Raw genomic sequence first — 13763 nt, 5'->3', positions numbered from 1 at the left:
CACGGCGTAGGGTAAACGCTTTTTAAACCCGATCAGCACAGTTTGAGCGAGTAGCTACACGACTCTGGCCCGCATATGCTGAAATCGGTATTTTCATCTTTCTTTTTGCCTCGTCTGAGGATCCGGCATTCTCCGTCCGGACACTGGATTTCTTCGCCCGGATTGCCGCGCGACGTCGTGGTTGCTTCCGTTTTCGCAAATATCATGGGGCTGGCTATGCCGCTGGCCATTCTGCAGGTTTATGACCGCGTTCTGCCAAATGCTTCCACCGACACTTTGCTTGTGCTCATTCTCGGGGTCGTTGTCGTTCTAATTGCCGATGCTGTCATCAAGGTCTCCCGTACTGCAGTTGTCGGCAGGCTCGGGGCAGGGTTCAATCACCAGGCGCACACAGAACTTTTCCGCCGGGTGCTCGATGCCGAGCCTTCCCAGTTTGCCAAAACGCCTGTTTCCGTGCAGGTGCACCAGCTTCGGGCGTTGCAATCGGTTGCAGATCACTATGGTGACCAGAACCGCCTTCTCGCCATCGATCTGCCTGCGGGTGGTATCTTCCTGGCGGCGCTCATCTTCATCGCAGGGCCGCTGGCGCTGGTGCCGATCACCTTGCTGGGCATCTTCATGCTGTTTGCCCTCAACAGAAACAAGGTGCTGCAGCAGGTTGTCGCCGACCGGGCAGATCAGGACGATCGCAAATCCGATTTCATCCTCGAGGTTCTGTCCGGCGCCAAGACCGTGAAGTCCCAGGCTATGGAAGCACTGATCATGCGCCGTTTCGAGCGATTGCAGCGGGCAACGGCAGAGCTCAGTTCCAGATATATGCGCTTGTCCGGCCAGGCGAGGGACGCGTCCGCACTTTTCGGAACCCTCACGACGATCTTTGTCGTCATTTGCGGGGCATTGATGGCCATCTATGGCAATTTCAGCGTCGGCGGTGTCGCAGCCAGCACACTCTTGTCCGGTCAGTTCGTTCAGCCATTCCTTCGCGCGATCAACCAGCTGACAGACATGCAACGACTGAAGCACGACTACGCTCAGGTCAATTCGCTCTTCAAGCTGCCGGAGGTTGCACAGCAGGAGCCTTTGACGGTCGATACCGATGGTTCTATTCACCTGATCAACGTGTCGGTCGAACTGGGCGAAAGCCAGCGCCGGGTGTTCGAGGACATCAACCTGACAATTGAAGCTGGACAATTCGTCGGTTTCCGCGGTGCGGACGGCAGCGGCAAGTCCACACTCATGAAATTGCTGACCGGTGAAATGACGCCGACGACCGGCAAGGTCATGATCGGCGGGCAGGATTATGATGGCCTCCACCAGCATGCACTGCGCAAGACCGTTGCCTATGTCGACAACCAGTCTGCTATCTTCAACGGCACGATCCTTGAAAACATCACGATGTTCGGTGCCGTATCCGACATCGCTCATGCGCGTATGGCGGCGAAGCTGATCGGGCTTGAAAAGGAAATCCACCTCTTGCCGCGCGGTTATGAAACGCAGCTTGGGTCAGATCTGGGTGGCAAGGTTCCTGCGGCTACCTTGCAGCGTATCTGCATTGCAAGGGCATTGGCGGGCGAGCCAAAGATCCTGATCCTGGACGAGGCGAATGCGCAACTGGACCAACAGGCAGAAAAGGCGCTTGTCGATGCGCTGATCCGTCTGAAGGGCTATCTGACGGTTATCATCATCAGCCACCGTCCCTCCATGCTGGCAGTCGCGGATCACCAATACGAACTCAGGGACGGCAGCGTGCATGACCTCGGCACGATGAACGTAACCGGTACACCTCAGAAAATGGGGATGCCGGCGTGAGCAGACCTCTATTCAACCTTGAAGACGTCCACGCTGCCGACAACGCCGTGCACCGGCAGTGGCGCGATCTGTCGGCCGAACTGGCTGCCGATGGAACCGCGACAGGTCGGCTAGGACTTCCTGAAGACGGGGCGGCACCCGCTGAAAGGTGCCTGATCCCGCTTTTGCAAGAGATGCGTTGGCAGGGCAATGACCGGCTTCTGTTCGAGGCATTGCCGCACTTTGACCGGATCGAAACTTTCCAGGTCTTGCGGACTGTTCTTAGCCGCCTGACAGTCAAGACGACACCTTTTCATGGAAGTGCCGGGGAACTGACCCATGCACAGATGCCGTGTCTTCGTGTAACCAGGGACGACGTTCAGGTTCTCGTCGGAAAAACCGGAACGGGTGAGTTTCGCGCCTATTCCGGTCGCCAGGGAGAGGCAATTTCCGTTCCTGCTGCCGATATTCTGAAAAGCGAGATCTATCTCGCTGCCGAAGACACTGAGGAACAGGGGCAGGTTCAAAACAACCGAAGCTGGTTCTCGACCGTATCCAAACGGTTCCGGACCAGTATCATCTCCATTCTGGCCCTCGGATTTGTTCTCAACATTCTCGCTCTTGCACCGCCGTTGTTCATCATGGCGATCTACGACAAGGCAATGGGAGCAAAATCGACCGAAGTGCTTCTGACCATGGCGGTCGGCGTTGGAATCATTCTTCTTTGCGAAGTTGCGCTGCGCAGGATGAAGACATGGCTACAATCCTATCTCGGCGGACGGGTCGATGCGATTGTCGGCAACAAGACCTTTGAGCGCATCCTGCATCTTCCATATGCGATGCTGTCCGAAGCACCGATCGGCACGCAGGTCATGCGGCTGCGCTATTTCGACAGCGTGCGAGACATATTCCAGAGTTCGCTGTTCAACGCGATCGTCGATATTCCCTTCACGCTGATCTTCATCGTCGCGATCTTCCTGATCGGCGGACCTGTTGCGCTGCCACCGCTCGCGCTGCTGACCATCTACACGCTGCTGGCCGTTTATGTCCTGCCGAAGGTCCAACGCGAAGTCGCTGCCGTTGGCGAGCAGAAGTCGAAACTCAACAGCTTCATGATCGAGACCTTTCGCAACCAGCGGGCTCTCAGGAACCTCTCCGTAGAAGACATCTGGCTGGAGCGGTTTTCGGCGCTTTCCACCAACTTCAACAAACTCAACATCCATGCGCGTCACATCACGCATGTACTGCAGACACTTTCACAGACGCTGATGACCATTTGCGGTGTCCTGGTTCTGGGTATCGGTGCAATACGTGTCATGGAAGGGGAAATGAGCCTGGGCGCCCTGATTGCCACAATGGCCTTGAGCTGGCGGGTTCTGAACCCGATGAACCAGGCATTTCTCAGTATTACGCAGCTCGCGCAAAGCCGCACGGTGATCGAACAGATCAACAACCTCATGAAAGTGCAGCTCGAGCGCGAGCCGGGGCATCTGCCGAAAATCACACGCGACATTCGCGGTGATCTGAAAGTGTCCTCACTCGTCCTCAGGTATCCAGGGGCAACAGAAGCCTCGCTGAAGGGCCTTGAGCTGACCGTAAAGGAAGGCGAAACCGTTGCCATCACGGGCCCGAGTGGCTCGGGTAAAACAGCGTTGTTCCAGGCTGTCATCGGTTTGTTCCAGCCGCAGGTGGGGTCCATCCTGTTCGACGGTCTGGATGTTCGCCAGCTGGATACGGCGGAGTGGCGCTCCTCCATTGGCTATGCACCCGACGATCTCGACTTCTTTTACGGCACGGTAAAACAGAACCTGCTGATGTCGGATCCGGGTGCGAGCGACGAGCGCCTGATCGAGGTCACCGGCAAACTTGGCCTGCTGTCCTACCTGGAGGAGAACTTCAACGGACTTGAAACGCGCCTCAATGGCGAGGTTCTGAAGCAGATCCCGGACAACATGAAGCAGCGCATTGTTTTGGCCCGCGCCTTCGTGAAGGCGGCACCGCTCTATCTGTTCGACAATCCGGGAACACATCTCGATTTCGAGGGCGACAAGAAATTCATGGCGATGATCGAGGAACTCAAGGGCAAGGCGACCATCCTCATCAACACCCAGCGGCCTAGCCACATGAAGATGGCCAACCGGGTGGTCGTGCTCAGAGGTGGCCAGATTGCGATGATGGGGCCACCGGAACAAGTTGTACCAGCACTCATGGGACAGACCGCGAAAGCCGGATAGGCAGCTTTCCCACCGAAGATACCAAAAAGCCCGCCGGACTGCTCCGACGGGCTTTGTCTTTTGTAGGTGTCGTTTCTTAGAAGACGGATTTCACTGCTTTCACGGTTGCATCAACAACCTTGTCGATTTCAGCTTCAGTGATGCACAGGGGAGGGGCGAACCCCAGAATATCCCCCTGCGGCATCGCTCGGCCGATGACGCCTTCCTTCAACAGGGCAGCTGCAACCTGTGGGCCGGTTTTGCTTGCCGGATCGAGATAGGTTCTGCTGGCCTTGTCCGATACAAATTCGATCGCGCAAAGCAGGCCGTCACCGCGGATGTCGCCAACGTTGGCATGATCTGCGAGTGCATTCGTAAGTGCACTTTTGAAGTAGGCACCTGCGGAGCTGGCGTTCGCCACCAGGCCGAGACTGTCAATAAGCTTGAGGTTCGCAACGCCGGCTGCGGCACCGATCGGGTGTGCGGAATAGGTCCACCCATGGCCGATCGGGCCAAATTCGTCGGTACCGTCCTCCAGCACCTTCCAGACCTTGTCGGAAACGATGGAGCCGGACAGGGGAGCGTATGCCGATGTCAGGCCTTTTGCGATGGTGATGAAATCCGGCTGGATACCGTAGTGGTCTGATCCGAACATCGTGCCGAGACGGCCAAAGCCCGAAACAACTTCATCTGCGATCAGCAGAATGTCGTGTTTCTTGAGCACGGCCTGAATGGCCTCCCAGTACCCTGCTGGGGGCGGTACGATCCCGCCCGTACCAAGGGCCGGTTCGCCAATGAAGGCTGCAATGGTGTCAGCGCCTTCACGTTCGATCAGGGTTTCCAGTTCAGCAACACAATAGGCAACAAATTCGGCTTCGGACTGGGAAAGGTCTTCCCTGCGGAAATAGTCGGGTGCGACCGTGTGCAGAACCTGTGAAAGCGGCAGGTCGAACTTCTTGTGAAACAACTCGAGGCCCGTCAGAGAACCGGTCATCAGGCCAGAACCGTGATAGCCGCGCCAGCGCGAAATGATCTTCTTCTTTTCCGGGCGGCCGAGAATGTTGTTGTAGTACCAGACCAGCTTGATGTTGGTTTCATTCGCATCCGATCCACCCAGTCCGAAATAGACCTTGGACATGTGGTCGGGTGCTCGCTCCATCACCATCTGTGCAAGCGTGATGGAGGCTTCGGTGCCGTGGCCGACGTATGCGTGGTAATAGGCCAGTTCACGAGCCTGCTCTGCAATGGCGTCAGCAATTTCGGAACGGCCATAGCCGACGTTGACGCAATAAAGACCGGCGAATGCATCCAGTAGTTTGGTGCCGTCACGGTCTTCGATATAGACGCCGCTGCCACCGGTGACGATCCGGTTAGGGCTCTCTCCGCGCGCATGTTGGGCAAGATGGGTCGAGGGATGGAAGAAGTTCTCTCTGTCCCAGGCATCCAGTTGGTCGTTCTTGAGCATATTCAAGTCCTTCTAGTGTTGGTTGGGCCAGGTCAGCTCCAGTCCCGGCAGACGTATTTGATTTCGGTAAAGGCCTCCAGTCCGTAGCGGGCACCTTCGCGGCCAAGGCCGGATTGTTTCACGCCTCCAAAGGGGATCGGGTAGCCGGTCACTTTTGTGCGGTTGACGGCAACCATGCCGTATTGAAGCGCGCGGCTTGCACGGTAGATGCGGCGCGGGTCCTGCGTGTGGAGATAGGCGATAAGGCCATATTCGGTGTCGTTTGCCCGTGCAAGGGCGTCCTCCTCCGTATCGAAGGATGCCAGGGCTGCCACCGGACCAAATGTTTCTTCCCGGAAGATCGATGCATCGGCGGGAACGTCCGCCAGAACGGTCGGCTGAAAAAACAATGGGCCGGCCGTGTGACTGTAGCCACCGGTGAGGAGGCGCGCACCTCTTGCGAGCGCATCACGAACATGGTCCTCCTGCTTGGCAATCGCCCGCTCATGCATTAGCGGTCCGATGTCAGGATCTTCAAGCCCTGGTCCGACAGACAAGGCTTCAACACGGTTGGTGAAGGCCTCGCAAAACGCCTGGTAGACCGGTCTTTCAATCAGAATGCGATTTGCCGCGAGGCAATCCTGACCGGATGTTGCGAATTTTGCCGCGATTGCCTGATCAACGGCATGGTCAAGATCAGCATCTGCAAACACGAGGAAGGGGGCGTGACCGCCGAGCTCCAGCACAAGTCGTTTTACAGTCTGAGCACCCTGCGAATAAAGAAGCCGCCCGATACCAGTCGATCCGGTGAAGGAAACCGCTCTGACGCGCGGGTCTGACATCCACGGTTTCACGATGTCTTCCGCGTTCCCGGGAAGCACGTTGAAAACACCTGCCGGAAGCCCTGCCTGGTCAGCAAGTTCAGCTAGGGCGAGTGCGGAATACGGCGTTTCCTGCGAAGGGTGCACAACAACGGTACAGCCGGCTGCGAGTGCGGCAGCTGCTTTTCGCGTGATCATTGCGCAGGGAAAGTTCCACGGTGTGATCAATGCGGCAACGCCAACAGGTTCCCGCCAGACTTCCATCTCTGCATCAGGCAAGTGGGAAGTGATGCTCTCGATATTCGGTCGTTTTGCCTCTTCGGCGTAAAACGATACGAAGGAGGCTGCATAATCGATCTCGCCGCGGGATTCCGAAAGCGGTTTTCCCTGCTCACGCGTCATCAGACGTGCCAGATCTTCCTTGTTTTCCAAGATCAAGTCGTGCCAGGCCAACAGAAAGGATGCTCTTTCCTGAGGCAGCAAGGTGGACCAACTCGAAAAGGCGTCATCGGCGGCATCGACTGCTTCGGCGGATTCTGCGCCGGAAAGAGATGTCACTTCCCCGAGAAGGCTTCCGTCCGCCGGATCGGTTACCTGAAACACGGCACCATCACGTGCCGCTGCCCAACGTCCACCGACATAGGCGAAGTGCTTTACCAGGTGACGGTTGTCGATCCGGTGAAAAAGCGAGCTTTCAAGGGATGTCTCGGCAAGGATTCGGGACTGCATGGCGTTGCTCTCCAAAGTGGTGAGCAGAGCCTAGAACGGCCCCCGGGAACGAAACGCCTTTTCTCGACAAGTTTGGCAGCTGTTTCGTTCTTATTCGGAGTTTTCGGCAGTCGTATCTGTTCCAAGCATGCCGGCCAGCAACTTATCGAGTGCTGGAGCAGCGCTCTGTTTCACCGGTTTTGTCACCACGTAAGTGAAGTAGCGAACGACACCGAGGCCGCGGTCGAGCAGGGCATCCATGAACCGCTGATAACTGTCGATGTCACGCGTGACGGTCTGCATCAGATAGTCGAGCCCGCCACCGATCGCCCAGCAGGCAACGACTTCATCGCAATTGCGGATTGCCCGCTCAAAGGCCTGAAAATATTCTGCGCGGTGATGTTCCAGTTCGAGCGTCACGAAGACGGTGACATGAGGCGCGATATTCTTGAGCGAGAATCGCGCGCCATATCCCTCGATGATTCCAGCAGCCTCAAGCCTCTCAAGGCGTTTCCAGCACGGGCTCGGGCTAAGATTTATGCGCTTAGCGAGATCCGCTTTGGAAATGCGTCCTTCCTCGGCAAGCACCTTCAGGATTTCCAGGTCTCGGTTGTCCAGTTTCAGCATCAATGTCTCTTGCCGGTTCAGGAAACGAGCATCGTGCCCGCATTTGCCTTCTTGACCTTGCCAAGAGAAAGCGTGGCAATGGCCGTATCCTGAACGCCGGTGCCGGTCAAATCGCAGACTGTGATATCGGCATCACCAGTCCTGCCTTGCGCCTTGCCTGAAACAATTTCACCGAGTTCACGTACACGGTTCACATCCAGCAAGGTGCGGTTCTCAAGGGCGGAACGCAGCTCTCCGAGTTTTTCGCACTGGCTTATCCGATCACAGACAAGGACATCGGCTTTAGCCAGTATTTCCGGGGCAAGTTCATTCTTGTCCTCCTGGTCAGATCCCATTGCAGTGATATGCAAGCCGGGATGAAGACAATCCGCGCCCAGGATAGCCTCCTTAGCTGGGGTCGTGGTGACGACAAGTTGGCTGTCGGCAACCAGTTGCTGCCGGTCTTCAGTTGCGACCACGTCAATCCCGAGCGCTGCAGACATATCCTTGGCCAGGGCTCTGGCCTTGTCACGGTCTCGTCCCCAGACCAGCGCTCTTTCCGCAGGCCGCACCTTTGCTGCCGCAATCAGCTGCAACCTGGCCTGAACGCCGGTTCCCAGAATGCCGATCGTTGAAACGTCTGCAGGTGCAAGGTGGCGCGCCGCCACCGCTCCGGCTGCAGCCGTGCGGATGTCGGTCAGATAACCATTGTCCAGATAGACAGCCTGTACCAGACCGGTTTGCGCCGAAAAAAGCACCATCAACCCGTTGAGACTTGAAAGCCCGAGAGCAGGGTTGTTGAAAAAGCCGGGAGATACCTTGATCGCGAAACCGTCGAGACCTGGAACGTAGGCGGTTTTCACATCGACTTCCGCATTCACCTCCGGCAGGGCCATGGACAGTACGGGAGGCATCACGACTGTTCCGGTTGCCAGCTTTGCAAATGCTTTTTCAATGCAGTCAATGACTTCAAGATCAAGATGAACAGCCCGGCGCAGATCGGCCTCGTTCACCAGCCTGATTTCATGCGCCATAGCGTTTTCCCTCCAACAGATAGTCCCCAAGCATAACGTCCTGACCGGTCATGACCTTTGTGAATTGAACCATGTCGACATTTCGACCCGTAATGATCGTTGCGACCGGACCTTCTGGCGCGGTCAGCTTTCCGGCCAGGATTGCTGCAATGCCAACCACGCAAGCGCCTTCCGCGACATGACTATCCTCGTAATAAAGAGCCTGCATGGCCCGGTAGATTTCGCCTTCAGTCACCAGAATGATCTCGTCCAGAAGGTCCCGGCACATTGCGAAGGAAAGCCGGTTGTCGAGGCCAATGCCGCCTCCAAGCGAATCCGCGAGACTTGCCACCTCTGGCACTTCCACTGGCCGGCCGGCGTCGATCGATGTTTTCATCGCCGCGCCTCTGTCCATGGTCAATCCGACAACCCGGACCTGTGGATTGATGGATTTTGCGGCAAGCGCGACACCCGCGGCAAGCCCGCCTCCCGACAGAGGAACCAAAAGGGTGTCGAGGTTTGGAACATCTTCCAGAATCTCAAGCCCGATAGTGCCTTGCCCCGCGATCACGTATGGATCGTCGAACGGTGAGATTTCAAAGACGCCGGTTGCCTGACCCAGCTTACGGCACTCGGCAAGAGCATCGTCCTGGCTGTTGCCGACGATACGAGTTTCAGCCCCAAGGGCTCTGATGCCATCCAGCTTGGTCTGCGGAACCAGGGAAGACATGCAGATCACGGCCTTCAATCCAAGTTCCCGTGCCGCATAGGCAACACCGCGGCCATGATTTCCGGTCGAGCAGCATGTGAGCGTCGTGGTGCCTTCGGGCGCATTACGGGCCGCGTTCGTCGCACCGCGCAACTTGAACGCGCCTGTTGGCTGCATCGTCTCCATCTTCAGGAAAAATGGCTGTCCGGTTTGTTCGGTCATGAATCGTGAGGGCAGGAGGGGTGTCCTGACCACTCGCTCGGCGATGGCTTTTCGCGCTTCGAAAATATCCGTGAGCGTCAATTGCATGGACTGTTACCGGTATCGCTCGTGGTCATCATGAAGATCCTGCAAGGGGGAACATTCTCATTTGTGTACAAATGACCCAGAAAGTGCAAGAGACGATGTTCTGGTGTGTTTATTTTTCTTGATTTTTAAAATGGCTGAGTTCTTATTTGTGTACAAATAAACGACGAGGCCCAACCATGCCAGGTCACGACCTTCCTTTCAGCAGTGCCGAGTATCAACGCCGTCTCGATCTTGTCCGTAGCGACATGTCAAAACGGGGAATAGATGTCCTGTTTCTCGAGGACCCCTCCAATATGGCCTGGACCACCGGCTATGACGGGTGGTCGTTCTATGTGCACCAGGGTGTCGTTGTCTTTCTGGACGAAGAGCCGATCTGGTGGGGACGCAGGCAGGACGCCAATGGTGCCCGTCGAACCGTCTGGATGGACGATGCACGCGTCGCTTCCTACGCTGATCACTTCATTCAGTCGTCTGAACGCCATCCCATGCAGGACCTTGCCAGGCTGCTGGAATTGAGGGGGTATGGGAACAAGAAGATTGGTGTTGAACTTGAGAACTACTACTTCTCGGCCAAGGCGTTCCTGACGCTGCAGAACGAGTTGCCGAACGCTGATTTCATCGACGCCACAAGCATGGTCAACTGGTTGAGGGCGGTCAAATCCGACGAAGAACTCGTGTTCATGCGCAAGGCAGCCAGGATTTCCGAGAAAATCATGGACGGTGTCTTGGAGCGTGTTGTGCCGGGTATGCGCAAGGCCGACCTTGTTGCAGAGATCTACGCCGACGCCATCCGTGGACTAGATGATGCGTGGGGGGACTACCCGGCTATCGTACCGCTGCTTCCCAGTGGCGCGGATGCGTCCGCTCCACACCTGACCTGGGATGGACGTTTCATGCAGGAAGGCGAGGCGACATTTTTCGAACTCTCCGGCTGTTTCCGCCGCTATCATGCTCCGTTGTGCCGCACCGTTTTTCTTGGCAAGCCGGAACAGTACCTGCTTGATGCCGAAAAGGCGTTGGTCGAGGGGCTCGAAGCCGGCCTGGACACCGCAAGGGCCGGCAATACCGCGGGTGACATCGCACGTGCATTGGCGAAGCCTCTTGAGGCCGCGGGGATCGAGCGCGGCGCGCGGGCAGGGTACCCGATCGGCATTTCCTATCCACCTGATTGGGGCGAACGCACGATTTCCATTCGCGAAGAAGACAACACTGTTCTGAAGCCCGGCATGACCTTTCACTTCATGCCGGGGCTTTGGATGGATGGCTGGGGACTGGAAATCACCGAAAGCATCCTCATCAAGGAAAACGGACCTGCAGAATGCCTGTGCAACAGGCCGCGCAGATTGTTCGTGAAGTCCTGAGGTGCATATGCGCTCGGACTTGTTGACCCGGACGATTTCCATACTGGATCGCCTGATCGGTTTTCCGACGGTTTCGGCAGACAGCAATCTTGAATTGATCAGCTTCGCCGCGACCTTGCTTCGTGAAGCTGGTGCTCAAGTGACGGTTTCCAAGGATGCGACCGGCAAGAAAGCCAACCTGTTCGCAACAATTGGCCCAAATGTCTCCGGCGGAATTGTCTTGTCAGGGCACACGGACGTCGTCCCGGCAGATCCCGTAGAGTGGACATGCAACCCGTATCAGATGCGCGAAGAAGGCGGCTTGCTGTACGGACGAGGCAGTTGCGACATGAAAGGCTATATTGCTGCGGTCCTCGCGAAATCGCAGGACTATGCGCTACTCGACCTGAAACGTCCGCTGCATGTCGCCTTGACCTATGATGAGGAAGTCGGCTGCTTTGGCGCCAGGCATCTGGTTGAGGAACTGAAGCGTAGTGATATTCGTCCTTCCGTAGCGATTATCGGTGAGCCGACGGAAATGCGGGTCATTGAGGGGCATAAGGGGTGTTACGAATATACGACAGCGTTCCACGGCACCGATGGGCATGCCTCCGAACCGGACAAGGGTGTCAACGCTATCCACGTCGCCGCCGCTTTCATCTCCAGGATGATGGAACTGGCCGAAACCATGAAGGACAAGTCAGGTCCGGACAGCGAGCGCTACTCACCGCCGTGGACGACACTTCAGGTGGGCCGGATAGACGGCGGCTCTGCACGCAATGTCATTGCTCGGCATTGCGCGGTGGAGTGGGAAATGCGCCCGGTTCGGATGCAGGACGCACTTGAGATAAAGTCTGCCCTGGAAGCCTATTGCCAGGACGTGCTGTTGCCTCAAATGACGTCCGTCTATCCCGATGCTGAGATTGTCACGGAAATTATAGGAGAAGTCGCCGGACTGGCCGTGATGCCGGAAAACGAAGCACGGGACATCGTTACATCGCTCACCGGCGCGAACCTGTGTGATGTCGTTTCATTTGGCACTGAGGCCGGGTTGTTTCAGGCCCTGGGGCTTTCCGTTGTGGTTTGTGGCCCGGGCTCCATCGCACAGGCGCACAAGCCTGATGAATATCTGGCGGTTGACCAGCTCGAAAAATGTCTCGACATGCTCACGGGACTGGAAAGGACCTTGTTACAGGCCTCATGACCGATCAGGACATAACAGCGACGGCCGACGTTGCAGAACTGTTGAGCCAGGCTGCAAGCGCTCAGGAACGGTTTCAGATCATGTATTCCGTTTTGAGAGACCGGATCTGCATGCTTGTCTATCCGCCTGGAACGCAACTGAGTGAAGAGGCGTTGGCATCTGAATTCGGTGTCAGTCGCTCGCCATTGCGCAAGGCGCTGCAGATACTCGAAGCAGACGGGTTGTTGTTGTCGCAGCAAGGCGTAGGCACACTGGTGACTGAAGTGGATCTGGAAGAGCTGGCGCAGGTCTATGAACTCAGGCTTGAGCTGAATGAATTGACCGGCAGGTTGGGCCCGCGTTCTCTCGACTCGGAACTGGAAGCCACATTCAACAGTCTCAAAATTCGGGCGGAGCGATTGAGCTCAACACCGGATCGTGCGGTTTTTGCCCGACTCAATATCGATTTCTTTCAGGCCTTCTTGCAGCTCACACTGAACATGCCGCTGCGCGAAGTTTCTGAAAAGCTGTTCTACAAGACCTGTCGCATCTGGCTGACTTTGATAGATGAGAAGGACCTGCCAACAGAGGTCGCCATCTTCTGCGGCGAAATCGCGGAAATTTCGAATGCTGTGCGACTTGGAGACTTCCAGGCCGCAGCCTTGATTAGGCGAGCACATCTCTCCATGGGGTTCAACCGACTGAAAACCGCTACACGACAAAGCACCGACCGGATGGCCGGTTAGCCAAGGGCTTCTTGGAACTTCCGGGGTTGGTTGAACGAATAAGACCGCCCCCGGAAGCGATTGTGGTGGGATACAATCAGTTGCTTCCGGGAGCGGCCCGGGCTTTCAAAGAAGATGAACGAACTTCTTTGAACGGGTAATCCTTTCAATGACCTCAAACAAAAGCGGCGTTTTCACCTCAAATACGCTCGGTGTGCCCAGTTATTCCTAAAAAATTCAGTGTCTCTTTGCCATTTTCGTCAGTTTTCTGACTGTAGAAGTCGTGATCTTGCAATCGGATTCTACGTTTCTCTGAACGTATTTTCCTTTTTCGAGAGAATATTCGAGAAATACACTAAGTTCGTTTGCATGTGCGACAAGCACTCTGTGACCGGAAACCACCGTGTCGGTTACTTCCAGATCCTGACCCCAGGCCCAGCCACCATACGAAGTGCCACCGTTCGACCTGAGGACGATTTCGAAAAAATTGCCCCCGTCGCTTTCAGGCATTTTGAAAACGAGATCCAGATTGTCTTCGTCGTCTTTCGTCGGCTCTCCCGCACCAAGCCAGACGGAACTGATATTTGCGGAGATCAAATCGCCAAGAGGATAAAATGGGGAACCTTCGTACCAAAGAAATTCCGTAATAACGGACCCTATGTCATTAGCCCTCTCAAATGGTCGTACATTGTCTCCGTACCCTGCATAGGTCCTCCTGAAGGAGATCTTACCAGACATGAATGGTTTCCTTACTATCTGATAATACGTAGTTTTTGCTATTGGCCGCGAAGCGTGATCACTCTTCGTCCCTTCGGCAAAGCTACATTCCCAATAGCGCCGTCACACAGGCGTGACTCCGTCACGGCAGTGGTGTTCTTCTGTGAGGGGAACTGTGTTAGAAAAA

11 protein-coding genes are annotated in these 13763 nt (G+C 56.1%); 5 read left to right on the top strand and 6 right to left on the bottom strand.

All coding sequences use genetic code 11. The features are described from left to right. Positions 1–216: 216 nt before the first annotated feature. The gene (locus FIV03_RS20775) at positions 217–1809 is read left to right on the top strand and encodes an ATP-binding cassette domain-containing protein (protein ID WP_173013900.1); all 1593 of its coding nucleotides are present in this window, start codon (positions 217–219) and stop codon (positions 1807–1809) included. Beyond that, positions 1806–4022: an ABC transporter transmembrane domain-containing protein gene (locus tag FIV03_RS20770; protein ID WP_152510825.1), complete on the top strand. Its 2217-nt coding sequence runs from the start codon at positions 1806–1808 to the stop codon at positions 4020–4022. Before FIV03_RS20775 ends, FIV03_RS20770 begins: the two co-directional genes overlap by 4 nt. Before the next feature lie 76 nt (positions 4023–4098). On the opposite strand, the gene FIV03_RS20765 is transcribed toward FIV03_RS20770, so the two are convergent. The 5 genes from FIV03_RS20765 to eutB form a co-directional block, all read right to left on the bottom strand. Then, complete coding sequence (locus FIV03_RS20765) at positions 4099–5466, bottom strand: aspartate aminotransferase family protein (RefSeq protein WP_152510824.1); 1368 nt, start codon at positions 5464–5466, stop codon at positions 4099–4101. Positions 5467–5498: 32 nt separating this feature from the next. Then, on the bottom strand, positions 5499–6995 hold the full coding sequence (locus FIV03_RS20760; RefSeq protein ID WP_152510823.1) for an NAD-dependent succinate-semialdehyde dehydrogenase: 1497 nt from the start codon (positions 6993–6995) through the stop codon (positions 5499–5501). 90 nt (positions 6996–7085) lie between these two features. Next, complete coding sequence (locus tag FIV03_RS20755) at positions 7086–7601, bottom strand: Lrp/AsnC family transcriptional regulator (RefSeq protein WP_173013899.1); 516 nt, start codon at positions 7599–7601, stop codon at positions 7086–7088. Positions 7602–7618: 17 nt separating this feature from the next. After that, entirely contained in the window at positions 7619–8614 is a 996-nt protein-coding gene (locus FIV03_RS20750) for a cyclodeaminase (protein WP_152510822.1), read from the bottom strand. Next, positions 8604–9611, bottom strand: a complete 1008-nt coding sequence (gene eutB / locus FIV03_RS20745) for a hydroxyectoine utilization dehydratase EutB (RefSeq protein WP_152510821.1) — start codon at positions 9609–9611, stop codon at positions 8604–8606. Before eutB ends, FIV03_RS20750 begins: the two co-directional genes overlap by 11 nt. 176 nt (positions 9612–9787) lie before the next feature. Here eutB and doeA point away from each other — a divergent pair, with 176 nt between their 5' ends. From doeA to FIV03_RS20730, 3 genes are all read left to right on the top strand, one after another. Next, a complete protein-coding gene (gene doeA, locus FIV03_RS20740; protein ID WP_152510820.1) occupies positions 9788–10972 on the top strand; it encodes an ectoine hydrolase DoeA in 1185 nt (394 codons plus the stop codon). A gap of 7 nt (positions 10973–10979) precedes the next feature. Then, on the top strand, positions 10980–12155 hold the full coding sequence (gene argE / locus FIV03_RS20735; protein ID WP_152510819.1) for an acetylornithine deacetylase: 1176 nt from the start codon (positions 10980–10982) through the stop codon (positions 12153–12155). A gap of 110 nt (positions 12156–12265) precedes the next feature. Further along, the gene (locus tag FIV03_RS20730; RefSeq protein WP_209009730.1) at positions 12266–12880 is read left to right on the top strand and encodes a GntR family transcriptional regulator; all 615 of its coding nucleotides are present in this window, start codon (positions 12266–12268) and stop codon (positions 12878–12880) included. 216 nt (positions 12881–13096) lie between these two features. Here the strand turns inward: FIV03_RS20730 and FIV03_RS20725 are convergent, their stop codons facing one another. After that, entirely contained in the window at positions 13097–13597 is a 501-nt protein-coding gene (locus tag FIV03_RS20725; RefSeq protein WP_055654213.1) for a hypothetical protein, read from the bottom strand. Positions 13598–13763: the final 166 nt, after the last annotated feature.

The sequence above is a fragment of the Labrenzia sp. THAF187b genome, assembly GCF_009363375.1.
GTDB lineage: Bacteria > Pseudomonadota > Alphaproteobacteria > Rhizobiales > Stappiaceae > Roseibium > Roseibium algicola.
This window is presented reverse-complemented; position numbering and strand designations above follow the sequence as displayed.